21 protein-coding genes, 5 tRNA genes and 1 pseudogene are annotated in these 26022 nt (G+C 35.6%); 10 read left to right on the top strand and 17 right to left on the bottom strand.

Translation table 11 applies throughout. The features are described 5' to 3' along the window. The first annotated feature begins 16 nt into the window (after positions 1-16). Positions 17-400 carry a SufE family protein gene (locus A6A10_RS08180; RefSeq protein WP_121124156.1) on the top strand — a complete coding sequence of 128 codons (384 nt, stop codon included), beginning with the start codon at positions 17-19 and terminating at the stop codon, positions 398-400. On the opposite strand, the pseudogene pilW reads toward A6A10_RS08180, so the two are convergent. The 8 genes and pseudogenes from pilW to A6A10_RS08140 form a co-directional block, all read right to left on the bottom strand. Continuing rightward, a pseudogene (gene pilW / locus A6A10_RS08175) lies at positions 393-971 on the bottom strand (type IV pilus biogenesis/stability protein PilW). The gene A6A10_RS08180 and the pseudogene pilW overlap by 8 nt on opposite strands. Positions 972-1036: 65 nt before the next feature. Next, a complete protein-coding gene (gene rlmN, locus A6A10_RS08170; RefSeq protein WP_121124158.1) occupies positions 1037-2197 on the bottom strand; it encodes a dual-specificity RNA methyltransferase RlmN in 1161 nt (386 codons plus the stop codon). Between the two features lie 262 nt (positions 2198-2459). Beyond that, positions 2460-3404 carry an AEC family transporter gene (locus A6A10_RS08165; protein ID WP_121124160.1) on the bottom strand — a complete coding sequence of 315 codons (945 nt, stop codon included), beginning with the start codon at positions 3402-3404 and terminating at the stop codon, positions 2460-2462. A gap of 17 nt (positions 3405-3421) precedes the next feature. Then, positions 3422-5035 carry a benzoylformate decarboxylase gene (mdlC, locus tag A6A10_RS08160; RefSeq protein ID WP_121124162.1) on the bottom strand — a complete coding sequence of 538 codons (1614 nt, stop codon included), beginning with the start codon at positions 5033-5035 and terminating at the stop codon, positions 3422-3424. 620 nt (positions 5036-5655) lie between these two features. Next, a tRNA-Val gene (locus A6A10_RS08155) sits at positions 5656-5731 on the bottom strand. 44 nt (positions 5732-5775) lie between these two features. Then, positions 5776-5851, bottom strand: a tRNA-Val gene (locus A6A10_RS08150). Positions 5852-5889: 38 nt separating this feature from the next. Continuing rightward, positions 5890-5965, bottom strand: a tRNA-Val gene (locus tag A6A10_RS08145). Positions 5966-6010: 45 nt separating this feature from the next. Continuing rightward, positions 6011-6086, bottom strand: a tRNA-Val gene (locus A6A10_RS08140). 170 nt (positions 6087-6256) lie between these two features. On the opposite strand from A6A10_RS08140, the gene gltX reads away from it, so the two are divergent. The 6 genes from gltX (at position 6257) to A6A10_RS08110 (ending at position 12225) form a co-directional block, all read left to right on the top strand. Next, the gene (gene gltX / locus A6A10_RS08135; RefSeq protein ID WP_121124164.1) at positions 6257-7702 is read left to right on the top strand and encodes a glutamate--tRNA ligase; all 1446 of its coding nucleotides are present in this window, start codon (positions 6257-6259) and stop codon (positions 7700-7702) included. Positions 7703-7780: 78 nt separating this feature from the next. Then, a tRNA-Ala gene (locus A6A10_RS08130) sits at positions 7781-7856 on the top strand. Between the two features lie 297 nt (positions 7857-8153). Beyond that, positions 8154-9359: a tryptophan synthase subunit beta gene (gene trpB / locus A6A10_RS08125; RefSeq protein ID WP_121124166.1), complete on the top strand. Its 1206-nt coding sequence runs from the start codon at positions 8154-8156 to the stop codon at positions 9357-9359. A 158-nt stretch (positions 9360-9517) separates the two neighbouring features. Continuing rightward, positions 9518-11224 carry a 2-succinyl-5-enolpyruvyl-6-hydroxy-3-cyclohexene-1-carboxylic-acid synthase gene (gene menD / locus A6A10_RS08120; RefSeq protein WP_121124221.1) on the top strand — a complete coding sequence of 569 codons (1707 nt, stop codon included), beginning with the start codon at positions 9518-9520 and terminating at the stop codon, positions 11222-11224. 1 nt (position 11225) lies between these two features. Beyond that, on the top strand, positions 11226-11993 hold the full coding sequence (gene menH / locus A6A10_RS08115; RefSeq protein WP_121124169.1) for a 2-succinyl-6-hydroxy-2,4-cyclohexadiene-1-carboxylate synthase: 768 nt from the start codon (positions 11226-11228) through the stop codon (positions 11991-11993). 1 nt (position 11994) lies between these two features. After that, positions 11995-12225 carry a zinc ribbon domain-containing protein gene (locus tag A6A10_RS08110; RefSeq protein ID WP_121124171.1) on the top strand — a complete coding sequence of 77 codons (231 nt, stop codon included), beginning with the start codon at positions 11995-11997 and terminating at the stop codon, positions 12223-12225. 47 nt (positions 12226-12272) lie between these two features. Here A6A10_RS08110 and A6A10_RS08105 read toward each other — a convergent pair whose 3' ends face one another. From A6A10_RS08105 to A6A10_RS08075, 7 genes are all read right to left on the bottom strand, one after another. Further along, on the bottom strand, positions 12273-15266 hold the full coding sequence (locus A6A10_RS08105; protein ID WP_121124173.1) for a TonB-dependent receptor domain-containing protein: 2994 nt from the start codon (positions 15264-15266) through the stop codon (positions 12273-12275). Between the two features lie 193 nt (positions 15267-15459). Beyond that, a complete protein-coding gene (locus A6A10_RS08100; protein WP_121124175.1) occupies positions 15460-16026 on the bottom strand; it encodes a cysteine hydrolase family protein in 567 nt (188 codons plus the stop codon). A 9-nt stretch (positions 16027-16035) separates the two neighbouring features. Continuing rightward, positions 16036-17319 carry an O-antigen ligase family protein gene (locus A6A10_RS08095; RefSeq protein ID WP_121124177.1) on the bottom strand — a complete coding sequence of 428 codons (1284 nt, stop codon included), beginning with the start codon at positions 17317-17319 and terminating at the stop codon, positions 16036-16038. A 69-nt stretch (positions 17320-17388) separates the two neighbouring features. Next, positions 17389-20253 (bottom strand): valine--tRNA ligase, encoded by a 2865-nt coding sequence (locus tag A6A10_RS08090; protein ID WP_121124179.1) that lies wholly within the window; start codon positions 20251-20253, stop codon positions 17389-17391. A 43-nt stretch (positions 20254-20296) separates the two neighbouring features. Next, positions 20297-21034, bottom strand: coding sequence for a Fic family protein (locus tag A6A10_RS08085; protein ID WP_121124181.1), 738 nt, complete (start codon positions 21032-21034; stop codon positions 20297-20299). An 18-nt stretch (positions 21035-21052) separates the two neighbouring features. Further along, the gene (locus A6A10_RS08080) at positions 21053-21667 is read right to left on the bottom strand and encodes a hypothetical protein (RefSeq protein ID WP_121124183.1); all 615 of its coding nucleotides are present in this window, start codon (positions 21665-21667) and stop codon (positions 21053-21055) included. A gap of 36 nt (positions 21668-21703) precedes the next feature. Beyond that, entirely contained in the window at positions 21704-22141 is a 438-nt protein-coding gene (locus A6A10_RS08075; RefSeq protein ID WP_121124185.1) for a DNA polymerase III subunit chi, read from the bottom strand. A 241-nt stretch (positions 22142-22382) separates the two neighbouring features. Here A6A10_RS08075 and A6A10_RS08070 point away from each other — a divergent pair, with 241 nt between their 5' ends. Next, positions 22383-22718 carry a hypothetical protein gene (locus A6A10_RS08070; RefSeq protein ID WP_121124186.1) on the top strand — a complete coding sequence of 112 codons (336 nt, stop codon included), beginning with the start codon at positions 22383-22385 and terminating at the stop codon, positions 22716-22718. Positions 22719-22972: 254 nt separating this feature from the next. On the opposite strand, the gene A6A10_RS08065 is transcribed toward A6A10_RS08070, so the two are convergent. Beyond that, positions 22973-23428 (bottom strand): DIP1984 family protein, encoded by a 456-nt coding sequence (locus A6A10_RS08065; RefSeq protein WP_121124188.1) that lies wholly within the window; start codon positions 23426-23428, stop codon positions 22973-22975. 98 nt (positions 23429-23526) lie between these two features. On the opposite strand from A6A10_RS08065, the gene lysM reads away from it, so the two are divergent. Beyond that, positions 23527-23970 carry a peptidoglycan-binding protein LysM gene (gene lysM, locus A6A10_RS08060; RefSeq protein ID WP_121124190.1) on the top strand — a complete coding sequence of 148 codons (444 nt, stop codon included), beginning with the start codon at positions 23527-23529 and terminating at the stop codon, positions 23968-23970. Between the two features lie 111 nt (positions 23971-24081). Here the strand turns inward: lysM and A6A10_RS08055 are convergent, their stop codons facing one another. Continuing rightward, positions 24082-25317 (bottom strand): DUF2254 domain-containing protein, encoded by a 1236-nt coding sequence (locus A6A10_RS08055; protein WP_121124192.1) that lies wholly within the window; start codon positions 25315-25317, stop codon positions 24082-24084. 125 nt (positions 25318-25442) lie between these two features. Between A6A10_RS08055 and A6A10_RS08050 the strand changes: the two genes are divergently transcribed. Continuing rightward, positions 25443-25997, top strand: a complete 555-nt coding sequence (locus A6A10_RS08050; protein WP_121124194.1) for a DUF5358 domain-containing protein — start codon at positions 25443-25445, stop codon at positions 25995-25997. The last annotated feature ends 25 nt before the right edge of the window (positions 25998-26022 follow it).

Below are 26022 nucleotides of genomic sequence, written 5' to 3'. Positions count from 1 at the left end.
AAATATGGGAGAAAGTATGTCACTTGATGAAATTTATATGCAATTTACAAATTGCAAATCTTGGGAAGAAAGATACCGCTTATTGATTCAATTAAGTAAAAAACTTCCAAAACCAACCGAAGAAGAACTTACACAATGGCCAGAAATTCATGGTTGTGAAAGTCGATTATGGTTTGAGTTTCAAGCAGAGCCAAGAATGATCAATGCTTATAGTGATGCAAGATTAATGCAAGGTTTATTATTTATTGCCATCACCGCATTATCAGACCAATCTATTGCGGAACTTCAATCATTTAATATTCAAAAATTATTTGATGATCTCAATATCACTCGCCATTTAACCAGTACACGTTTAAATGGATTAAAACAGATAGAAACGAGAGTGAAACAAGCTATTTAAGTAACTTTCTCAGTTTTTCCGCTCTATTGGTATCTAATTTGACTAATTGTGTTAGAGCGTCTTCTTTAAGCTGATGATTTCCAGCTTCATAGGCGCAAAGTGCCAAATTCTCTAGAGTATCTGATTGATGGTAGTAAGGCTGTTCACTCTCCAACACTAAATTAAATTGGCTATAAGCTTGTTCAAACTTCCCTTGTTTACATAAAAATGTCCCATAATTATTCAGGATATCAGGAGATGCTTGAGTATTATGATTCTGTTTTTGGCTTAATTGAATGGCAGCTTGGTAGGCTTTTTCTGCCTTGTTAGTATCACCTACTTGCTGATAATAATAAGCTAATACAGAATGTGGGAGATAATCATTAATATCATGCTCCATCGCTGTATCAATATTTTGCTTAGCTTTAGGAAAATCATTTTGCTCTAAATAAGCTAAAGCTAATTTTACTCTCGCCTCTACAGCTTCAGAACGCTCAAATTAAACAGACTCATTTGTTTGCATGGTACAACCAGCAAGCCATAAAACAGCCATAAAAGCGGTTAGATTCTGAGAATATTTTGCAAATTTCATAATGACCTCTATGGCTACTTAAGACTAAATATGGCGAATATAGTGAACTATTCGCTATCAAAAGATTAATGTGTCGCTACGGATATATTGCGACCAAACTTACGTTTTTCCATTGTACGCTTCGTACGGTCAATCACTTCTCCCGCAAGCTGACCACAAGCAGCATCAATATCATCACCGCGTGTTTTTCTAACCGTTACAGTAAACCCATATTCCATTAATGTTTTTTGGAAACGATCAATGCGTGTATTTGAGCTTTTTGAATAAGGTGCTTCAGGGAACGGATTCCACGGAATTAAATTGATTTTGCTTGGCGTATTTTTCAATACCTGTGCTAATTGATGAGCATGTTCTACGCCATCATTCACTTGATTTAGCATCACATATTCAATCGTCACCTTACCATGATTAGCATTAGAAACTTTTAAATATTCATTCACTGAATCAATTAACATTTTAATATTATATTTTTTGTTAATCGGCACGATTTCATTACGCAATTCATCGTTAGGTGCATGAAGTGAAATAGCTAAAGCCACATCAATCTGATCACGCATCTTATCTAATGCCGGTACGACACCAGAGGTGGAAAGTGTAACTCGGCGTTTTGATAAACCATACGCAAAATCATCTAACATAATTTCCATTGATGGAATCACATTACTCATATTAAGTAATGGCTCTCCCATGCCCATCATTACCACATTAGTAATAGGTCGGACACCCGTTACACCGAAATTCCCCACAATTTTAGAAGCACGCCAAACTTGGCCAATAATTTCTGAAACTGATAAATTACGATTAAAACCTTGTTGTGCTGTAGAACAAAATGTACAAGCCAAGGCACAACCGACTTGTGAAGAAACACATAATGTCGCTCGATCGTCTTCTGGAATATATACCGTTTCAATTTGCTGATCGCCCACTTGCATTGCCCACTTGATTGTACCGTCTGAAGAACGTTGTTCTACTGCAATCTCAGGTGCTTTAATTTCAGCAACTTGTTTTAGCTTCTCACGCAATGCTTTGTTAATATTCGTCATATTATCAAAGTTATCTTCACCAAAATGATAAATCCATTTCATCAATTGGTCTGCACGAAAAGGTTTCTCACCCATATCTGCAAATAACTCTCGCATTTGTTGGCGGTTTAAATCTAATAAATTAATTTTTTCTTGTTTAGTGGTTGTGCAACTAATATTCGTTGCTTGTATTGTTTCAGACATTAAAAATAGCCTCGTTATTACACGGATTATGGCAAAAGGTTAGTTTTGCAAGAATTAAAGGGAGCAAATTCTACTTGTGTCTTGCTGATTAGGCTAGTTATTTTTACAAGATTTTCAAAGCAAGGAAAGAAAAATATTCGATACAGATCGCAAAATTTATTTACTAGCGGTCGGTTTAAGTGAATATTTTACTCATATTACAAAGCCATCTCACAAGTTAACCTCATGAGATGGCTGATTTATAGATTGGGCAAAACTTATATTAGACTAACCAACCTAAGAACACTGCGAGGGTAAGAATACCACCTATCGAAGATAGAAGTAATGTTGCACCTGCTACTGCTGGGCGAGAGTTTACTAATGCACCAAACACTAAACCAAAGAATGCTGATGGAATAGCCATAAGGATAGCTGCACGTGCTGCTGTTGTATATTCAATCCCTAGTAATAATCCAATACCAAGACCCACTAAAGGTTGAACAACATTCGCTAAGATAGCACTTAGTGTTACATTAACATTCAATTGTATCTTTTGTGCGGAAAGTAATAGACCTGTAATAAATAGCCCTACCCCACCTGTTGCAAGAGTAATTGGTCCAAATAAAGTTGGTACAAAACTTGGCATTTGAAGCCCCAATACTGACCAGATCAAGCCAAGAATAGGGAAGAAAAATACCGGTGTTCTTACTGCACCAGAAAGTGCTTTCAAAAACTCTTTACCTACAGAAACTTGTGCTCCTGAGTCAATCGCACTACCCATTCTCAATAAAGACAACGCAATAGGTGTTACAAAGATCGATCCTGACACAATTCCTGTCGCAGCAAGCAATGCCGCTTGGTCACCATATAAAGGTAATAATAATGGTATACCCAAAGAAGCGAAGTTAGGAAAAGCAACGATTAACGCTTGTACAACCCCATCAGTCAACCCAAATCCAAAGAACTTACGTTGTATAAATAAGGTCCCAAAGAACATGACAAGCATAGACGATCCTATTACCAAAATAAGTGGTAAATTAGGGAGGATCAAATCTCTAGGAGTACGTGCAATGGCAATAAACATGGTTAAAGGCACCATAAATGTCATCAACATCATGTTTATTGATTTTACATTTTGATTATCAACTATACCACGCTTCCCTGCGAAAAAACCTAACGCGATACCAACGTAGATAGGTAATAATGCACTAATTATAGTATCGAACATTATTTAACCCTCCAATATTAATATACTTGGCCTTTACTTGGATCAACAATGACATCAATTAAGTGAGTATGTGGATCGCTTAACGCTTTTTTGATCGCTTCATCTAAATCAGCGACATTATCAACACGAGAAGTATTACAGCCATACCCTTTTGCGATTTCTGTTAAATCAATGCCCGGTAAATCAACTCCTGGTACATTTTCTGCGCCCATAATTTTTGAGAATGCTTTTAACGCACCGTATCCACCATTGTTAAGTACAATAATAGTCACTGGAAGACCACGTTGAGCAGCAGTCCATAATGCTTGAATTGAATATTGCATAGAACCATCACCAATCAAAGCAACCACTTTACGTTTATCTTGATTGTCAGCTTGAGCTAATGCCACACCGACTGATGCAGGTAAACCATAACCTAAACCACCACTAGACATAGTGAAGAATCCACCTTGTTGTTTGATTGGTAAGTTTTGTTGCATTGCTGGACGATGAGATGGTGCTTCTTCAACAAGAACTGCATCTTCTGGCATTAATTCAGAAATACGTGATAATACATAAGCTGCTGATGGCATGCCTTCTTCTTTATCTAATACTGGACGAGATACCGCTAAAGGTGCTTCTACATTCGCTGCTTTTTCTGGAAGAAGCGCAACTAATTTATCAATTGATTCTTTTAATTCACCGACTAAGCTTAATTCTGCTCTTGCTCTCGCTGCTGCACCTGAATCTGCTGTTAAGTGTAAAATACGAGTATCTGGACTATTAAGTACTGGCGCTTCACCTTCCATGTGGAAAGTAAATACTGGTGCACCAATAACAACCACAACGTCATGGCGTTCTAGCATTTTTGATAAGCCCATTGGAATCGCTGGTAAGAAACCACCAAATTGTGGGTGATTTTCTGGGAATGCCGCAGCAGCTGCTACTGGTGCGATATAAGCGGTTGCACCTGTACGCTCTACTAATTTAACCCCATTATCGTAAGCACCAAAAATATCCATTTCTGTACCAAATACAATCGCTGGACGTTTTGCTCCCACTAATGCTTTCGCCATTTCTTGCAAACCACTTTCACGAGCTGCACCAAAACCAAGTGCATTTACTACTTTATAAGGTTCACAAGGTTTATCCCAGTCATCATTAGGAATTGAAATGAATGTTGGACCATATGGAGGTTGCATTGCTACTTCAAAACAACGCGCTAATGCAGCTGGCACATCTTGTGCATTTGCTGGTTCAACAGAATATTTTACATAAGGTTTTGGAAAATCCGCCGCATTCTCTGCTGCAAGATAAGCTTCTGAAGATAGTAATGAACGACCTTGTTGACCCGCCATAACAACCATTGGTACTTGGTTTTTATATGCAGTAAATAGATTACCTAATCCATTACCCATACCTGCAGCTGAGTGTACGTTAACAAAACTTGGGCGACCTGTCGCACGAGCATCACCATCAGCCATTGCAATCGCTGATGCTTCTTGTAAACCTAATACATAATCAAAATCGTCTGGCCAATCGCCTAAAAAAGCAAGTTCTGTAGAACCTGGGTTTCCGTAAACTCTTTTAATACCAAGATCACGTAACATTTGAATAACAACATCACGAACTGTTAATTGATTAGATGACATAATTTTTCTCCTGCATAATTATTTAGAATTTATATTTAGAGAATTAACAGAAGAATGTCTTAAATCTATGGCATTTTTCCTAAAAGAACTATCCTTTTGTTAATTCATTCTTCCAGGCATAGTTATATTGTTACAAACCATGTCAGCAAGTATTTTTTACTCGACCGGAAGCAATCATACAACTTTTAAAAAAAAATCACAAAATATTTTTTTACAAAAAATAAACAATTTTTAAACAAAACAACCACATATATCAAACATTGTTATAAAAATACAAAAATAAAATATAACTATTTGATAAATATAAATAATATTCAATATTTATTTTAGTAAAAAATTATCTATTTAACCTAATTACAAAAAAAACTAGTATAAACATAAAGCAAAAAAAGAACAAATAACAAACAAAAAAGTTAAAATTAACTCATAAAATCACAAAGTATATAGACTGTTTTATTTTAGTGAATAATTAAGAAAATAACATAAAAGAAATATATTTAGGGGAAATAATATCACAATATTACAGTAATAAAATGATTCAAATCTAGTGTAAAAATTGAGGGAGACAAAGGGATAAAATAATAGAATAATAACTTGAAAATAGTATTGATAGGATAAAATGGTGGGCGATACCGGTCTCGAACCAGTGACCCCCTCCTTGTAAGGGAGGTGCTCTCCCAACTGAGCTAATCGCCCGAATGATAACACATAGGTTATAATCGGCTGACTTAAGTCTTAAGTGGTGGGCGATACCGGTCTCGAACCAGTGACCCCCTCCTTGTAAGGGAGGTGCTCTCCCAACTGAGCTAATCGCCCACTTGAGACTTAAAATCATGGGAACTTAAACTAAAGAGTGGTGGGCGATACCGGTCTCGAACCAGTGACCCCCTCCTTGTAAGGGAGGTGCTCTCCCAACTGAGCTAATCGCCCGTTAGTTTAAGCTACAACAACAGAACAAACTATATTGAAATAGAGTGGTGGGCGATACCGGTCTCGAACCAGTGACCCCCTCCTTGTAAGGGAGGTGCTCTCCCAACTGAGCTAATCGCCCGTTGTTGTGGGACAGCATTATAGGGAGCTTAATATTTCAGTCAATCAATTTTTATAAAAATACTATTATTCGTCGCAAAAATCATCAATTTACTGCATTTTTTACTACTATTCCCGTTCAGGTAGAGTAGAATAGATCCATCTTTGTCTTAATAAATAGTGAAATATAAAATGAAAATTGAAACCCTTTTCCCTCTTGATCCAAATGTAAAAGTGAGAACACGCTTCGCACCAAGTCCAACAGGTTATTTACATGTTGGTGGAGCAAGAACAGCACTCTATTCGTGGTTATATGCAAAACACAACCGAGGTGAATTTGTATTACGTATTGAAGACACCGATTTAGAGCGTTCTACCCCAGAAGCAACACAGGCGATCCTTGAAGGAATGGAATGGTTGAATTTATCATGGGAACATGGCCCTTTTTATCAAACTAAAAGATTTGAGCGTTATAACCAAGTCATTGATCAAATGTTAGAACAAGGACTTGCTTATCGTTGCTATTGTACAAAAGAGCGTTTAGAAGAACTTCGTCATACACAAGAAGCCAACAAAGAAAAACCTCGCTATGACCGCTATTGTTTAACTCATCCTACTCCTGATAATAAAAATGCGCCTCATGTGGTACGTTTCTTGAACCCAACAGAAGGCTCAGTTGTGTTTGAAGATGCTGTTCGTGGACGTATTGAAATTAGCAATGGTGAATTAGATGATCTCATCATTCGTCGTACCGATGGTTCACCAACTTATAATTTCTGTGTCGTGGTAGATGACTGGGATATGGGCATTACTCACGTTGTGCGAGGTGAAGATCATATCAATAATACACCCCGCCAAATTAATATTTTGAAAGCATTAGGCGCACCTATTCCAACTTATGCTCACGTTTCAATGATTTTAGGGGATGATGGACAAAAATTATCGAAACGTCACGGCGCAGTTAGCGTAATGCAATATAGAGATGATGGCTATTTGCCGGAAGCATTAGTTAACTATCTTGTTCGTTTAGGTTGGGGGCATGGTGACCAAGAAATCTTTAGCCGTGAAGAAATGATTGATTTATTTAATCTTGAAGCGGTGAGCCGTTCTGCAAGTGCATTTAATACGGATAAGTTGCAATGGGTCAACCAACATTATATTCGTTCCTTAGATCCTGAGTATGTGGCTAAACACCTAGAATGGCATATGAAAGACCAAGCCATCAATTATTCAAATGGTCCTGCTCTTAGCGAAATTGTCAGTGTTCTTGGAGAACGTTGTAAGACCTTAAAAGAAATGGCAACAGCAAGTCGCTATTTCTATGAAGATTTTGATGCTTACGATGCAAAAGCAGTAGCTAAAAACTTCAAAGAAGCAGCAATTGCACCACTTACAAAACTTTTAGAGAAACTGACCACTTGTACTGATTGGACTGTAGAAAATATTCATGAGGCAATGAATCAAACAGCCCAAGAATTAGAAATTGGGATGGGTAAAGTCGGTATGCCATTCCGTTTAGCTGTAACTGGTACAGGGCAATCACCATCAATGGATATTACCGCAAAATTAGTAGGTAAAGAGCGTACTCTTACTCGTATTGAGAAAGCTATTAACTTTATCCAAGCGAATGCTAGCTAGTTTTTAAACACTCAATAAAGTGTTTAAATTTTCACATTGACAGAAAAAGTGAGAGAGCATATTATCTCTCCCGCTTTTGGGGATATAGCTCAGTTGGGAGAGCGCTTGAATGGCATTCAAGAGGTCGTCGGTTCGATCCCGATTATCTCCACCAAATACAGAACCTCGATATTACAATATCGGGGTTTTTGCAACCATATCCCTCTCTACTTATTCCCTCTATAATTATTAGGTTAGCATTGTATTATTTTTTATACTATGTGTTGAATACGATAAGAATTTCTATATGTATTATTAAAAAAGATTTTGGCTACGAGGGAATTATTATTGTGTGGTCCATCATTTCTAGATACCTGTTATAGAATTTTTATAGAATAAACCCTATATTCTTTTTTATTTATGTTGTACTATTAAAATAGTTTAATAATACAAAATGTTATAAGGAAGAAACATGGCTCAAGAATCACTCAACCCATTTATCACGCCAGATCAAAACGGCAATCTTGGAAAACACGGCGGGAAAATTCAACACCCCGCATTAGTTACAGCATTAGCAGAAATCGAAGAAGGATTTCGTAAAATTATTCATGACGAAGAATTTATCGCTGAAATGAAACGTCTTCAAGCCACATTTGTAGGACGCCCAAGCCCTATTTATCATGCAAGAACACTTTCTCAATCAGGGGCTCAGATTTTTTTAAAAAGAGAAGATCTCAACCATACGGGAGCTCATAAAATCAATCATTGCATTGGTGAAGTATTATTAGCTAAAAAATTAGGTAAGAAAAAAGTGATTGCGGAAACAGGCGCAGGACAGCACGGTGTCGCTTTAGCCACCGCAGCTGCATTACTTGGCTTGGCGTGTGAAATTCACATGGGTGTCGTTGATATTGCCAAAGAGCATCCAAATGTTTCTCGTATGAAAATTTTAGGCGCTAAATTAGTGCCAGTATCAGAAGGTGCAGGAACCTTAAAAGAAGCGGTAGATAGTGCTTTTGCCTCTTATATGGAACAACTTGATGAAAGTATGTTTGCCATTGGATCGGTTGTCGGTCCAGCCCCTTATCCAGAAATGGTGGCCTATTTCCAAAGTATAGTGGGACATGAGGCTAAAGCTCAATTTGAAAGCCAATATGGCGGATTACCTGATGAAGTGATCGCTTGTGTTGGTGGAGGATCTAATGCTATCGGGTTGTTCAATGCATTTATTGATGAACCATCCGTGGATCTAGTAGGCGTCGAACCCGCAGGCGAAGGGTTAGATAAAGCAGGTCGCCACGCGGCTACCTTATCATTAGGAAAATTCGGTAATATCCAAGGCTTTAATTGTTATTACCTACAAGAAGAAGATGGCACGCCTGCAGAAGTACACTCTATTGCCTCAGGTTTAGATTACCCTGGTGTAGGTCCTCAACATTGTTATTTAAAAGATACTGGGCGAGGTCGATATGAAATCGCTACAGATAAAGAATGTTTAGATGCCTTCCTGCGTTTATCTCGTGAAGAAGGAATCATCCCAGCCCTCGAAAGTTCCCACGCTGTTGCTTATGCCCTACGACGAGCTAAAGAACTTGGCCCAGAAAAACGCTTATTAGTGAATTTATCAGGACGAGGCGATAAAGATATTGATTTTGTATTAACTAAAATCACCCTTTAATTTCTGAAAATAAGTACGAGTACAATATTCTTATAATTATTAATAGAATAATACTGGATTTATTTTCAATAAGCGGTTAAATTCGATCTTATTTTTGCAAAAATTTGTTACAATCTAACCGCTTATATTTTACAAAATTAAAGGGAAGAAAAATGATGATAAATACCAGCACCTTTAACCGTTCTTGGGCTAGAGTTGTCTTGAATGCCCTCCTTCGATATGGTGTTAAACATTTTTGTATTGCCCCTGGCTCACGTTCTACGCCATTAACATTAGAAGCTTTACACTTAGAAAATCAAAATCAAGCAGAGTGTCATACCCATTTTGATGAAAGAGGGCTTGCTTTTTATGCCCTTGGATTAACAAAAGCGACCAAAGATCCTGTGGCGATTATTGTCACTTCAGGCACCGCTGTGGCTAACTTATTTCCAGCAATTATTGAAGCTCAACTTACCCATCATAAATTAATTGTATTAACGGCAGATCGCCCACCAGAACTTATTGGCTGTGGGGCAAACCAAGCAATTCAACAACAAAATATTTTTGGCGAATATACTGTTGCCTCAGTCAATTTACCCAAAGCAAGCCCTAACTTTAGTGCTAATTGGCTTGTTTCAGTCATTGAGCATGCTTGCGTGAAACAAGCACAACAAAGTGGTGTTGTTCATGTCAATGCGCCTTTTGCTGAACCACTATACGAAGCCGATGAACAGGCAATTGAACAAGATCCTTGGCTTGCGCCAATTCAACGTTGGTTAAACCAACCTAAAACACAATGGATAGATCGCCAAGCAAATCAAAAAGACGTGTTAATGCATGAACATTGGGATTATTGGCGAACAAAACGCGGTGTCGTTGTTGTCGGTAAATTGCCATTAGAACAAGGCATGGGATTGAAATCTTGGGCAGAAACACTCGGTTGGTGCTTAATTACGGATGTGCAATCTGGGGTTGAAACAAATTTACCTTACGCAGATATTTGGTTATCCAATAAAACTGTTGAGCAACGTTTATTACAAGCAGATATTGTGGTGCAATTTGGCTCACAAATTGTGAGTAAACGTGTTAATCAATTTTTAACTGCATTTAGGGGTGAATATTGGGTTGTGGAAGAATCACAAGATTATCTCAATCCGAATGCACACCATCAAACTCGTTTTGTGGCTAAAGCCCATCATTTTACGCGTGTGCATCCACCACTTCGTCAAAAACCATGGTTACTTGAACCATTAGCATTATCTCAATTCTGTGCAGATTTTATTGAGAAACAAGTTGGTGGAAACCTAAACGAAGCAGCACTTGCACATCATATTGAACGTGTATTACCAACCAATGGTAACCTTTTCTTAGGCAATAGTTTATTCGTTCGTTTAGTCGATGCATTATGCAAATTACCAGAAGGCTACCCCGTTTACACTAACCGTGGAGCAAGCGGTATTGATGGCTTAATTGCAACCATGGCAGGCGTCGCTAACGGTAGTGAAATTCCAACAATTGGTTTTATTGGTGATGTCTCAGCATTACATGATCTCAATTCTGTTGCTCTTCTTCGCCAAATTACGGTACCAACGATTTTATTTGTGATTAATAATAATGGCGGGGCAATTTTTGATATTTTACCTGTCGATCCTAAGGTTAAAGAGAAATACTACCGCTTATCTCATAATTTAGAATTCTCACAAATTGCAGCGATGTTTGGTTTAGACTATCTTAGACCATATACTTGGGCAGATTTAAGCACAAAATTAAAACAAGCTTATATTCGAAAAGGAGTCACTATCGTTGAAATCAAAGTCAATGATCAAGAGGGTAGTAGTTTATTTAAATCCTTATTAGAGCAAATCTCTCGCGCTAAAATTGACTAATATGCTCGCTTATCAATGGCATAAAACATCTGGTACACCCGTGGTGTTTCTCCACGGGTTACTCGGTTCTCAACAAGATTGGGTCTGTGTTGTTCACTATTTGCAAAATATTCCCCGCATCCGACCGCTTACTCTCGATCTTCCTTTTCACGCATTCAGTAAAAACATTCACTGCCAAGGTTTTGAAGATATGAGAGCTATTTTAGATAAAACTCTTAATCATCTCTTAGATCAACAACCTTTTTGGTTAGTTGGCTACTCGCTCGGTGGAAGGATTGCTCTTGACTATACTCTCCAAATGAACCCATCTAACTTATTAGGTACAATCCTCGAAGGTGCAAACATCGGTTTAAAAACCGATGAAGAAAAAGCATTACGTTGGGAAAATGATAAGGCATGGGGAGAACGTTTTCGAACAGAAAATTTAAACACGGTATTAACTGATTGGTATCATCAACCTGTATTCGCTAATTTAGATCCTGACAAGCGGTTAGATCTAATCGAAACAAGGCAAAAAAATAATGATGGAAAGCAGATTGCATCAATGCTTGAAGCAACTAGCCTAGCCAAACAAGATTTTTACGGAAATTTCCCATGGGAGAGTAGAAATATTCAATTTCTTATTGGTGAAAAAGATGAAAAATTTAAAAATATAGCAAAACAATATAATCTACCCTATCAATTAATCGCCAAAGCGGGACATAATACACATCAAGCAAGTCCAGAACTTTTTGCAAATTCATTACTTAACATTATTAATAGGAAATAATATGGCATTAAATCGTTGTCCAGAATGTCGGAAAAAAATTAGTGATTCCGTTGAACAATGCCCACATTGTGGCTTTTCATTTAAAGAAGCAGATTTAGAAATTTATAAACAAAAGCTTGAACAACGTCGCCTAGAAAATGCAGAAATTAATCGTAAAAGTATTAAGTTTCATCTGATTTGGTTACTAATATTTGTACTCGTTATTGGCTTATCGAGTGTGTTATTTAGCTAAAAAAAAGATCCAGCACTAACTGGATCTTTTTACTCACTTAAGAATAATTAGAATGTAAGTTCTGCATTAACTCTGAAATTTCTACCTGGTGCATAAAAACGTTTAAATCCGGCTCCTGTATTCTGATCAATTCGATTAACTGTGCCAATTGCACGAATTGAACGAGCAGAATCCCATGTGACATATTTCTCATCAGTCAAGTTATAAACACCTGCAGTAACTAATAAGTTTTTAATTGGTCTAGCGTAAGCTATCGCATCAATTGTTGTATAGCGTTTATTACGATATGATAATTTATTATCAGTGACAGGCTCGCCTTTAACTAAACTTCCATTACCTTGCTGAGTTTTCCAATACATATTATAGGTATCGCCACGTTTTTTCTCTGCCACATTGGTAATAAAGAAATCAATACCATATTTATCATCTTGAGTTGAATAACCAACGTTATAAACCATTGTTGTAGGTTGGATTGCATTCATTGGTAAATCACGTACTTGATCATCAAGATCAACGCCCTTCACGCGGCCTTTTTGATAAGTTAATTTATAGCCAAGTCTGAATCCATTTAATGTTGAATATACATCACCTAGATTAAGACGAGAATTGATCTCAATTCCTTTAACTTTGGCACTGTCTCTATTTTGGTTTTGATAGAAAGGATAATTTATTGCACTACCTACATCAACAGGGCGTTCTCCCGCAAATACTAGATCAATAAAGTTATCATAATCTGTTTGGAATGCACTAAAGGTCACAAAACTTTGATCTTTATAGAAAGTTAATGCTAACTCTTTAGTTTTCGCTATTTCTGGTTTTAGTTCTGAATTTGGTGCAATAGAGAAACTTGGATGTTTAAATGTCATAAACATTTCATCAGAAGTTGGCGCTCTAAATCCATTAGAATATTTAACTTGGAAACGCATCCAATCCAAAGGATCAAAATTCAAACCAATATTGTAAGAATGATGTTTATAGGTTTTATTCTTTAATAAAATAGATAAATTTTCTGCAACATTGTTATCCATACATTCTGTGTTATATCCACATTCTGCATTGGTACCATAGGCATTGCCTGGTAACGGAACAAAAATCCCAGCAATCATTCCTTTAGGTACTGGTACATTAGTATTATATCTTGGTTTATGTTTTATTTTGTCATAACGATAATTAAGATCTAAATTAAGCCAGTTCGTTAATGTGATGTTGTCACTTAAATATAATGCAGTATTTTTCGTTTTTACAGGAATCAAATAACTAAAAATATTATTCGTATTTTCTCTTAAATTCCCACCACAAGATCCGGTTGGCCAGTTATCTGGTCTTGGATCATAGGTAATATCAGGGTAATTATCGATATTTTGTGTTGCACAGAAAAAGTTGTCAGCCCACCATTGTACATTCATACCACGATAGCCATCTTTATTTACCATACTTTTATCTGTTTTACTATAAAGTCCACCATACTTGAGAAGATGTTCAACATTCCAAGTAGAAAACTCTTTATCAAAATCAAGATTTATTTGTTTAGTATCTGTATTTAAATCACGATCATTGAAATCATCACGGCTATAGCCAGCAGATTTTGGAAAGGCAAAAGATAAATCTTCATATTGTTTAGTTTTACCGCCTAACCACGATTCAACTTCCTTATACTTACGTTCAATAACGCCATATTCCTTACCGCCAATAGACTTCCTAACAATAGGTCTAGCTTGAAATGCGTAAACATTGTTCCAATTTTCATCACTACGAACAAGTACATCGAAAGGTTTACTACAATCTAATTTTGTACAGTCAATATAGGTTCTTTCAACAGGAAATAGTGCAACACCATCATCAATATTTTCACCTTTTGAGTTTAAATAGGTATCATACCATCCATCTTTTTCAGCCTTAATTTCCCCATTATCTTTATCTAGGGTTTTATAAGTACCGCTACTATCATCCAAGTGTAATCCAGCAGGATTTAGGATAGAAATACATTGTGGACCATCACAGAATTCATCCGTTCTCGCGTTATTTGTGATTTTTTGAGAAGAATAGGCAACTTTAGCATGATCCCAGAAAGGTGTTTGTGTAAAGGTTTCATAGGCGAATTGAACATTACGACGATGAGATTTATCGTGAGTCTTTCTTTCACCACGGCGATAGCTATCTAAAAAATTACTGATTCTAAAAGAATAAGAAAGATCATCGCCATCAGAATGAATTTTAGAATCATCTAACATCACACTAAAGCGATGATCATCCGTTGGTTGAATACCAAATTTAACCAATGTACTATCACGTCTAATACTATATGGATCGGCTTTCTCACGAGTCTCACCAACCGCAGAAAAATCTTCTTCTTTATTTTTATAAATATCATAGAAATAGTTTTCTAATTCATGTCCTTCACGACGGGTTTTTATGAAAAGAAGATCAAACCATTTATAGCGTCCAGCAAGCGTGGCAGATAAGATATCTTGATTATCACTGCTTTGATAACCTCTTTTTAGCCCCACATGCCAATCTTTTTCCGTAAGATAATCGCGTGCATCTTTCGTTTCAAATAAAACGGAACCGCCTAAAGCGCCACTACCTGATTTAATCGAGTCAGCCCCTTTGGTAATGGTTGCCATACGTACATTCTCAATCTCCGCACCATTACGAGTATTATTAAAGTTGCCATAACCCTCAAAAAGTTCTTTAAAACCTTGAGAACTTAGCGTTTCGGCTTGGCGTAAGCCATCAATCATAATACCAACGCGGTTTTCATCTACACCGCGTACCGCATATCCACTTGATCCCATTCGTCCTGTTTCAACAACAGTAATACCTGTCTCATATCGTACTAAATCTCGGCTATCAGAAACTTGTTGTTTAGTTAAACGTGTTGAATTAATTTGAGTCTCCCCAACTTTTTTTTCCAATACATTTTCTTGATCATCTCCAGACACCACTATCGTATCTAGTGCTTCAGTTTCTTCTGCCAAAGCAGGATAGTGTGAAACTGCGATTCCCGTTAAAATTCCTAAAGCCAATTTATTTAGTCGCATACAAGCCTCTAATAATAAATAAAAATAAAAACAATTATCGTTTCGAAATTATAATGTAAAGGATTGAGATTTACTAGTTAGATAAACTTAAATTCCTTTAAATTTACAAACTTAGAGTAATGTATAAGCGGTAAGATCCTACATACAATATGCAAATATTGATAATATAGGAATCGACGTGAAAGGATGAATATTAAAGAATACTCAACAGCGTATTGGTATCGATAACTTGAGCAAACTCGTTATGTAAGTTAGCCAATGTAGTTTGGTGGATAAGTTCTGCATCAAAATGCTCACCATTTACACCAATGCGATCAAAAGTTGCCGTAGCATCAGAAATCAGGTAAGTCACATACCCATAATTCCCCGCCATGCGTGTTGTGGTAGAAACACAATGGTTGGTCGTAAGCCCAACAATCACCACATGAGAAATCTTCTGTTTATCTAATTGAGCTTTTAAATCCGTCCCAATAAAAGCACTATTCACGGATTTCTTTATTACAGGCTCATGTGCTAATGGTTTTAATTGATCCTTAATTTCAAAGCCATTATTTGATTCATGTAATAACGATTCAGGATTCTGCGAACTATGCATAATATGAAAAATAGGCAATTTTAACTCCCGCCATTTTTCTAAGATAGCGACACAATGTTCTTCCGCATTTTTATTATTCCGATTACCACCCCAATAGGCTTCATTATCAAATGCCTTTTGGAGATCGATAAGGATTAGGGCTGGGTTGTGTTGTTTTAAGTTCATTCTGGTTTCCTATTTATAAATATCTTGTTTTGGAATAACGAAAGCTTGTGACTCATCTTGTTGTTCTTCTGGTAGAAATAAAACACTCTCACTTGTTCTAAATATTATTTTACCTTTAATTGTCTTATATGTTTTTTCTAGATTATTTACAGTATATATATTATTAATTTTAAAGTCATAACCTCGCATATTTAGATAATCTTGATTAATCCAGTATAATGAAGAGTTTTTATCTCTCATACCGATTAGTTCCATTGATAAGTTTTCAACTGAAATAAATGGAGAAATATTAATTTTATTTTTAACACCCAAAAAATTATTAAAAAGCATAAAATACATAAAAAAACAAATTATAAAAACAATGACAAAAAATATATAAAAATAATCTTTATTGTGCAGTAAAAAATAAATAAACGACAAACCAAAAATTAAAGATACAATCAAAAAACCCAAAATTGGAATAATTGACCTCAACAATACGCAAACAAGAATTAAACTAAATATAAGCAATGAAAATACAATATACTTATTATTCTTAAAAGAATGCAATATTAAGTAAACATAAAAAAAGGATGATACAATTATAATAAATACGGATATAAAAAATATAAAATAGTTAAATCCATTACTAAAGCTTAAATCATACAATAAAAATGAAGATCCGCTTCTTTCTAAATAACTAATAGCCAATAAAAACAACAAAACAGAACAAAAAAATACAAAATATGAGATAATCTTTGTAAAGTTAATTGTAAAATTTTTTGCGTTTTTTTCAAAGATAAAATTAGATAAACTAATATAGATAGCATCATTTAAATTTTTAACATTAACTAAAAATTCATCAATATTTTGGTTTTTTTCCAGATCTACTTTTCTTATAAAGAAATCATTTTCATCAACAACATCATTTTCAATAGATGAATTATATATTTCATTCAAAATACCTATACACTCTTCAAACATTATGGAGTTTATATATGAATTTTTAATCTTTAGCGGATATGAAAAATCTCCAAGAGATTTAAGTCTAAAAAAAACCCTATCTTCAATAGATTTATCATTAATTTTATATGTCAAAAAATCTTTTAACTTTTCATGTTTTTTAGAGTTTATGCCAGAATTATTTTCTATGAAATCAGAAAAAATCATTGATTTTCCTTTATTAAGATCAAAAACATATAAATTATTTTCTCTTTTATTTAAATAATAGTTAGAAATAAATTTAATGAAATTCATCATATTATTTAAATAAATATTAATATTCTTATATTTTTTAACATCTTTTTCTATCATAGCTATAATTCCAATATCCAGATTCTAAAGAAAAAATGCGGTATAAAATACCGCATTTTTCAAAACACCCTACAACGCTTCAATTTCGCTAAACTGGATTCTCAGTTTTTCTAGTCCTTCTTGATAGCCTTGCATTTTTTCTTTTTCCTTCGCAATCACTTGCTCTGGAGCTTTGGCAACAAAGGCTTCGTTGCTGAGTTTGTTTTCTATCCGTTTAATTTCGCCTTGGATTTTTTCAATCTCTTTGTTTAAACGGGCGAGTTCAGCATCTTTGTTGATAAAGCCAGCCATTGGTACAAATAATTCCGCTTTGCCAACTAACTTAGTGACAGAAAGTGGCGCTTTTTCATCAGCACCTAGCACTTGGATAGTTTCAAGTTTAGCTAAGGTTTTTAACAAGCGGTCGTTTTCTACCAAAATTTTGCGATTTTCATCACTCACATGACGTAATAACAGGTCTAATGGTTTACTTGGTGCGATATTACTTTCTGCACGGATATTACGTACCGCGGTAATTACTTCTTTAATCCAACCGATTTGTTGTTCTGCTACTTCATCAAGGCTAGCCGTATCCACTTGAGGGAATGGTTGTAACATAATGGTATCGCCTGATACGCCTGCAAAACCTTTCACTTTTTGCCAAATTTCTTCTGTGATAAATGGCATAATTGGATGGGCTAAACGCAATAATTGCTCTAACACTTGAACAAGCGTACGACTTGCACCACGTTTTTGTGCGTCTGTACCTTGTGCAAAAATCGGTTTAGTTAGCTCTAAATACCAGTCACAGAATTGGTTCCAAGTAAATTCATAAATCGCATTCGCTGCGAGGTCGAAACGATATTGAGCCAGTGCTGAACGGAATGCTTCAACGGTACGGTTAAATTCAGATTTGATCCAACGATCCGCCAAACTATATTCAACGTCACCTTCATTCAGATCCAATTTTTCATTGGTCAGCACAAAACGGCTCGCATTCCATAATTTATTACAGAAATTACGATAACCTTCTAAACGTTTCATATCCCAGTTAATGTCACGTCCGTTACTTGCTAATGCAGCTAATGTAAAGCGTAAGGCATCTGTACCGTGTGCTGAAATACCATCCGCAAACTCTTTACGAGTTGCTTTTGCAATTTTCTCTGCAAGTTGCGGTTGCATCATATTACCAGTACGTTTTTCGAGAAGATCCTCAAGGCTGATACCATCGATCATATCAATTGGGTCAAGTACGTTCCCTTTTGATTTCGACATTTTTTGACCTTGTTCATCACGAATCAAGCCCGTTACATACACAGTCTTGAATGGTACTTGAGGTTTACCATTTTCATCCTTAATAAAGTGCATCGTAAACATAATCATACGTGCAACCCAGAAGAAAATAATATCAAAGCCCGTGATCAATACGTCTGTTGGGTGGAACATTTTTAATTCTGGAGTTTGCTCTGGCCAACCTAATGTAGAGAATGTCCACAAGCCTGAAGAGAACCACGTATCTAATACGTCTTCATCTTGTTTTAATACGAGATCCGCAGTTAAATTATATTTTTGACGTACTTCTTCTTCATTGCGAGCTACATAAATATTACCGTCTTCATCATACCAAGCGGGGATACGGTGTCCCCACCATAATTGACGAGAAATACACCAGTCTTGAATATCACGCATCCAAGAGAAATACAGGTTTTCATACTGTTTTGGTACGAATTGAATTTCACCATCTTCTACTGCTTTAGTCGCCACTTCCGCAAGTGGTTTTACGCTCACATACCATTGGTTTGTTAGCATTGGTTCGATTGGTACGCCACCACGGTCGCCATAAGGCACTTTGAGATCGTGTGGTTTAATTTCTTCTAATAAACCTAATGCATCAAAATCAGCTACAATTTTCTTACGAGCCGCAAAACGCTCTAAACCTTTATAGTCGTTAGGAATCAAGGCAGGGTAATTTTCAATCGGCTTATTGTTATAACCAAAGATTTCAGCTTCATCACGAATATCTGCATTTAAGGTTAAGATATTCACCAATGGTAAATTGTGACGTTTACCCACTTCATAGTCGTTAAAGTCATGAGCAGGGGTGATTTTTACTACACCCGTTCCAAATTCACGATCCACATAATCATCAGCGATAATTGGAATTTCACGATTGGCGAGTGGTAGCATCACAGTTTTACCAATCAGATCTTGATAACGTTCATCTTCTGGATGCACTGCCACTGCTGTATCGCCTAACATTGTTTCGGGACGAGTGGTTGCAACGATTAAATAATCTTTTCCTTCAGCAGTTTTTGCTCCATTCGCGAGTGGATAACGGAAATGCCAAAGACTGCCTTTGCTCTCTTTATTTTCGACTTCTAAATCAGAAATAGCCGTACGTAATTTTGGATCCCAGTTTACCAAGCGTTTACCGCGATAAATTAAGCCTTCTTCGTGTAGACGAACAAAAACTTCTTTTACTGCGTTAGATAAACCTTCATCCATTGTAAAGCGTTCACGCTCCCAATCGACCGAGTTACCTAAACGACGCATTTGTTGGCTGATTGTGCCACCTGAATGGGCTTTCCAATCCCAAATTTTATTGATGAACGCTTTACGTCCGTAATCGTGACGAGTTTTACCTTCTTCTGCGGCAATTTTACGCTCAACCACCATTTGCGTTGCAATCCCTGCATGGTCTGTACCCGCTTGCCATAAGGTATTGTTACCTTCCATGCGATTAAAACGGATTAAAGTATCCATTAATGTTTGTTGGAAAGCGTGTCCCATATGTAAGCTACCCGTTACATTCGGTGGTGGAATCGCAATACAATAACCCGGTTTTGACGTATTGAGGGAAGGCTTAAAGTAACCTTGTTCTTCCCAGTGTTTATAAAGTGCTTGTTCTACTGCAGAAGAATCAAATCTATCTGCCATTTCAAATTGTTTAGTCATTGGTTTTCTCTTTTTTAAATTCTTAATATTGATAATTCTTTAATTAAATTAATATCTGTAAATACCGCTCTAGCTCATTCAATTCATAATGGCTAACTAAGTTAAGTAGTGAGCGAATATCTTGATTATTTTTATGATAATCATCAAAACATTGATAATACTTTGCTCGGTCAGAGAATTTGATATCAACAGGTAAATATCCTTGTTTTAATAACTCAAAATTTAAAAGTAAACGTCCCGTTCTTCCATTTCCATCAATAAATGGATGAATACTCTCAAAAGCTAAATGTAACCAAGTAATAGCTTCTAAGGGATGATAAGCGGTCAGTTTAGATTGATAAATGGCAATTAATTCCGCCATTTTTTCTGCAATTAAGTAAGGTGCTGTTGTTTCGTTTTCAGCCCCCAATATTTTTACAGGAATTTTTCGATATACACCTCGATTTTCGGCACTATTCATTAATACCAACGAATGAATATCTTTAATTACTCGCTCGGATAATAATTCATTATTAGCCACTAATTTATAAATATAATTAAACGCATCTTTAAAACCAATAATATCTAAATGTTCTCTCATTGGTTTTTCTGCGATAGTCATGCCTTCTTTTAAGATTAAGACAGTTTCCCTTAGCGTAATCGTATTTCCTTCAATGGCATTAGAATTATAACTACTCTCAATAATAAACTCTTCACGCAGACGCTTGACCTCTTCCATAGAAAGAGGTCGCAATTGTGTTAATTTATTTTTTAGCTCATCAATTTTTTCTAATGTATTCATTTAAAAGTCTGTTATTCGCTATACTTTATATTCATCATTAACTATATTGCTAAGAATTTCATCAATCCTTTCCCCCATATTTGCTAAAGCACCTTTAAAAAATATCGGGCTTGAATTAATAAACTGTCTATTTTCTTTATAAGAGATATCTAACATTTCTCTTGGGTTAGACATTTCAAAAAATTTATTAACAAAAGGCTCAAATTGCTCAAAATCTTTGACTTTTTCAGTGTATTGCAACGGCTTTTCTTGTTGTAATCTAATCGAGGTTGCCTGTTTTTCAGCTTGTGGAAAAATGAATAATTTTTTCTGATTAAACAAGTAAGATAAAGCTATTGCTCTTTCTTTCAGTTTAGTTAAATCACTGTTGTAAAATAAAAATGCTGTTTTACTGAATTGAGTAATTTCAATAAATGGATTTTCAAAAGTGACTAAGATATTTCTTAGTACTGAAGTATAGTCTTCATTTTCATCTTTGAACAAAAAGTGACTACTTCCAAATAAATCTCGAATATCAGCTAATGAAAATCTACCATATTCTTGCTCTTGTTCTGCACTGATCAACGCACAGTGAAAGTTATCAAATACACTAGGATTAATTGTTATCAATGGCTGACTTAGTCTTTCAATCATATTCACTCCAATGTTGCACATATAAATGTAAAACGACTATACGTTCTCTGTACTCAACTGCCAGCCCAACTGACGGTATTGCTTATAACGTTCCCTAGCTTGTGCTTTTTCTGTTTCATCAACAGGGACAAAATCAATAATCTGATTAAAACTATTGATAAATTCAGGCAGTTCTTTTTGCAATGAGATCAATAAATCTCGGCGTTGTGCATTACGCTTACCTTTCCAAGAAATTTCTATTGGCGTCGCGTAAGTCGTTGCTTCACCTGATAAATTGTGTGGCACAAAATCATCGGGATCTCTTGCCCATAGTGCTTCATCAATTAATAAGGCTTGCTCTTCTGTTTCACAAGTGACGATAACCCGCTTACCTTGTCGCCAAGCATTTGCAGCTAAATCACACGCAAGCAATGCTTGAGCGGATAATTCCCCTTCATTTTGCTGACTGAGTAAATAGAAAATGACGTGTTTCACTGCAAATCCCAATTAAATAAAATGTAAGTGGTCAATTTTAACGGAATAATCAATAAATTGAAAATACAAGCGGTCAGATCCAACGGTTTTTTTGCAAATTCATCTTATTTTCGTGCTGAATAGGGTATTTTATTGAAATCGATCAAATAGGTAAGATAAAAAATCTTCATGTGTATTCTATCTCATTAATTTTTAAATATAATTTCTTTACCTGTTAATTCTTACTCAAGAGAGATAAACGATGAAAAAAGCCATCTTACTCACACCATTAATTTTAACCGCTTGTCTATTTTCAACTAAATATACGGGCGATAGCTTCGCAGATAGCATACTTAAAAGTGATATAGAACGAAGTGTCCGCATGATGTTCCGAGCACATTATGATTGTGGACAGATTGATGAAATTCATACAAGAATCGAGGAATTTAAATTGCTACCAGATCAACAGACTGCAGATTATGTCAAAGAAATTTGGACAGCTTCAGGATGTGGTAATACTCAAGCCTACCGCATATTCGCCAAGACTGATCAAAATTATGAAACCGATTTTAGGGTGTCAGAACTGAGCGATAACTAGAGAAAACTAAAAACCAAGCGGTCAGATCTGCAAATTATTTTGCAAATCTGACCGCTTGATCCCCTATCCCACCCTCACCATTATTTTAATCAATACAAGGTTATACAATTTACACCATATCAATACAGAATAACGTGTACAGAGCTACACTGTTCAAAAAATGAAACTGCTCTTCGTTTCTGTTAATTAATGCTTTTACCCTAAGCAAAGGTTGTATTCACCTTAAAATAATAGCTACGCTAATTTTTTGCTAATTATTCGATCTCGTTAAGCCAATTCGCTTGTTGAATTTGAGTATCCAATTCACGGTGCTGTTTCGCCACTTCATCGGCTTGTTTTCTGATCGCTTTCACATTCACTGCCGATAAACTCTTAATTTCACTTCGACTATATCGTGTTTGCTCTGGCATTGCCGCATCAGCAAGGCTTATTAACATAGCATGTTTTGTTTTGAGTAAATCACGCTCAGCAAGTGCTTCAACCATTGTTGTACCATTCGTAAGTTGGACAGCGTTATTGGCTAGATTAATCTTAACAATTAACACTTTTAACTTTTCAGCTACTGCGCTGTACTCGACTAATAATTCATTCGGATCTTCAGTTGGTTTTTCACCTTCCTGATATTGTGCATTTTGTTGTAAACGTTGGGTTAATTGTGATAAACGACGTTGTAAATCAGCACGTTCAATTAAAGCTTCTGCAAGTTTCATAATTTTTCTCTTTGGAACTTCTCTAAATTGGGGTAATCTAACTAATTGATTGAAGAATTTCAATCTAAAAATATTATTTTTATTCAGAGGATTTAATAATGGGTTTATTTGATTTTGTTGCCGATATTGGTAAAAAATTATTTGATAAAGAAGAAGATGCATCGAAGGTTGTCACTGAACACCTAGCTGAAGATAATCCAGGTGTTGAGGATGTAAAAGTGACTGTTGAAAATGGAACAGCCAAAATTAGTGGGGTTGCTTCAACTGCTGCTGCGATTGAAAAAGCGGTGTTAATGGCAGGAAACATTGCGGGTATCAATAACGTAAATATTGATGAAGTTAAAATTGAAAGTGGTGAACCATTAGCAACAGATGATGAATTTTATGTAATAGAAAAAGGCGATACGCTTTGGAAAATTGCGGAAAAAGCTTATGGTAATGGTGCAAAATACACTGCAATTGTTGAAGCTAATAAAGAAGTTATCAAAGATGCGGATAAAATTTTCCCAGGCCAAAAGATCCGTATTCCTAAGAGTTTATAATACTACAGCGTATTAAAATCACATTAATGTACCTAGTAGTACTATAATTGCTCCTTGAAAATAGGCACTGAAATAAAAGTGCCTATTTTTATCAATATATTTAGTGTGGAACTATGGAAATAAGGATTTATGCTTTTGTTTAAGTAATTCAACATCTGGTTCAAATTCTATCTGCTGTACCGCTCTTTTCAGGGCGTTCTCAGCCATATCAAATGCAGCTTGAGAGAGCTTTTGTTCTGGTGCATTTCGCCAAATACTTGCCAACATTTTTTGCATCACTAAATTTACTTCTAAAATAGTTGCACCATCACGTGAAATAGGTGCAAAAGCATCTCGAATCCATTCACCACAATCAATTGATTTTATTGAAAGTCGATCAAATTCTTTAGTATTTTTATCCTTTTCACCTTCTTTGAGTAATAAAGATGTCATAATCATCATCACATTAATTGCCGTACCTGGATCATTGATCCCTGGCGATAATGCTTTTTGGGCAGCTTCACTTAACACTATCATTCCCCAATTAGGATCTTGAGCAAAGGTGCGTTGTTGATCGAACACAAAACTATTTCTGATTGATTCTGGTTCATCAAACTTTCCTTCAATAAAACAAAGAATGGTATCAGGTGCAATCAATTCCCCAGGGCGAACATTAATATGAATATAGCAATTTGCATCTTCGGCTTTATTTTGTAATGTTTGTATATCAATATGCGTTAAATAACCACTAATTCCTGCACTTAAACTTTTAGATCGAGCTGTTAAATTTCCTTGCCAAGTAGCTCCCATTTGAGGATTAGCTCGATAGTTTTGTAAAGCAGTGTCTGCTACTTGTTCAATCTTCGTTAATGTATTTCTTAGCCTGCCTAATTGAGATAACGTGTAAACCCAATGAATTAGAGTAACAATGAGATAAGTAAGCACAGCAATGGTACTGATGAATAAAATAAAGCGACCGTTTTGCCCATAAAATTCCATACCCAAAGCAGTTTGAGCAATAATTGCATAAATAAAAGCACAGATAAAACTTGAGATTGCTGTTCTTGTATGTTCATCACCCATTACTAAATCTGTTGCTCTTGGTGTTGCACTATTCGCTGCTGATGAAAAAGCGGAAACCATAATAGATAATGAGAAAGTACTGACCGCTAACATACTTGAAGCGATAATATTGAGTAAGTTACTTAATGTTTCATGGGAAATGTCAGGGAAAATAGCTTCTGTAAAAAAACGTGTTCCAAATTTCAACGATAAAATAAAAATAACTGTTAATACTGCCCAATATGTAGGTGTAACCCATAACTTATTACTTGGTTTATTAAATGCCAAAAGCCATTGATACATCATTGTTCTATTCCTTATTTAAAATAATTTTACTCAAAATCTATTAAAGAAATATGAGTAGCAATATTTATCAATAACAACATTATTGTTAAAATTGGATCATTATACAACCAAAATATATTTAAAATATGTTAAAGAAAATTGTTATTAGTACATTATGTTTAGGGACTGTTGTTGCTTGTACGTCTCAACCAGTTGAACAACCTTTTCCTGGAGAATTTATTGGGGCAGATTATATTCTTTTGGATAAAGATGCAAAACAATGGACAATGGTAAGCCGCCAAGTAGAAGAGTGCATTTATCCAAACCTAACTCGAATTCAGCAAGAGCATTTTGCACCAGAAGATGCGTATATTCATGCACAATATGTCTTATTTTATCCCTTGGAAGACATTATTGGAGAAGATTATGTAAAAATGATTCAAAATGACTCTAAATCAATGGGATATGCAAAGTATCAGTTTAAAAAATATAAGACTACGATGGTCCCAGATTTAGATATGGAACAATGTAAGATACTAAGAGAGAAAGCAAAAAATGATCTAGCCGTACTCAAAGGCGAATATTTGAGTGGAATGGCTGAGGATAAACAAGAGCAACCTAGTCCCTCAAATGATGTTGCAACAGATAATAATAAATTCTTCTTTGACATCATCAAATGGGGTTCTGCATTATTATTATAATTTGATAAATAACCCCCAATACAGT

The sequence above is a fragment of the Otariodibacter oris genome, from assembly GCF_009684715.1.
Lineage (GTDB): Bacteria > Pseudomonadota > Gammaproteobacteria > Enterobacterales > Pasteurellaceae > Otariodibacter > Otariodibacter oris.
This window is presented reverse-complemented; position numbering and strand designations above follow the sequence as displayed.

Coding starts and splice junctions, on each gene's coding strand:
- rlmN (WP_121124158.1), bottom strand. CDS start 2,197: ATGTCTGAAACAATACAAGCAACGAATATTAGTTGCACAACCACTAAA.
- A6A10_RS08065 (WP_121124188.1), bottom strand. CDS start 23,428: ATGAAACTTGCAGAAGCTTTAATTGAACGTGCTGATTTACAACGTCGT.
- A6A10_RS08100 (WP_121124175.1), bottom strand. CDS start 16,026: ATGAACTTAAAACAACACAACCCAGCCCTAATCCTTATCGATCTCCAA.
- menH (WP_121124169.1), top strand. CDS start 11,226: ATGCTCGCTTATCAATGGCATAAAACATCTGGTACACCCGTGGTGTTT.
- A6A10_RS08080 (WP_121124183.1), bottom strand. CDS start 21,667: ATGATTGAAAGACTAAGTCAGCCATTGATAACAATTAATCCTAGTGTA.
- gltX (WP_121124164.1), top strand. CDS start 6,257: ATGAAAATTGAAACCCTTTTCCCTCTTGATCCAAATGTAAAAGTGAGA.
- A6A10_RS08085 (WP_121124181.1), bottom strand. CDS start 21,034: ATGAATACATTAGAAAAAATTGATGAGCTAAAAAATAAATTAACACAA.
- trpB (WP_121124166.1), top strand. CDS start 8,154: ATGGCTCAAGAATCACTCAACCCATTTATCACGCCAGATCAAAACGGC.
- A6A10_RS08050 (WP_121124194.1), top strand. CDS start 25,443: ATGTTAAAGAAAATTGTTATTAGTACATTATGTTTAGGGACTGTTGTT.
- A6A10_RS08070 (WP_121124186.1), top strand. CDS start 22,383: ATGAAAAAAGCCATCTTACTCACACCATTAATTTTAACCGCTTGTCTA.
- A6A10_RS08090 (WP_121124179.1), bottom strand. CDS start 20,253: ATGACTAAACAATTTGAAATGGCAGATAGATTTGATTCTTCTGCAGTA.
- mdlC (WP_121124162.1), bottom strand. CDS start 5,035: ATGTCATCTAATCAATTAACAGTTCGTGATGTTGTTATTCAAATGTTA.
- A6A10_RS08095 (WP_121124177.1), bottom strand. CDS start 17,319: ATGATAGAAAAAGATGTTAAAAAATATAAGAATATTAATATTTATTTA.
- A6A10_RS08055 (WP_121124192.1), bottom strand. CDS start 25,317: ATGATGTATCAATGGCTTTTGGCATTTAATAAACCAAGTAATAAGTTA.
- A6A10_RS08165 (WP_121124160.1), bottom strand. CDS start 3,404: ATGTTCGATACTATAATTAGTGCATTATTACCTATCTACGTTGGTATC.
- A6A10_RS08180 (WP_121124156.1), top strand. CDS start 17: ATGTCACTTGATGAAATTTATATGCAATTTACAAATTGCAAATCTTGG.
- lysM (WP_121124190.1), top strand. CDS start 23,527: ATGGGTTTATTTGATTTTGTTGCCGATATTGGTAAAAAATTATTTGAT.
- A6A10_RS08105 (WP_121124173.1), bottom strand. CDS start 15,266: ATGCGACTAAATAAATTGGCTTTAGGAATTTTAACGGGAATCGCAGTT.
- A6A10_RS08110 (WP_121124171.1), top strand. CDS start 11,995: ATGGCATTAAATCGTTGTCCAGAATGTCGGAAAAAAATTAGTGATTCC.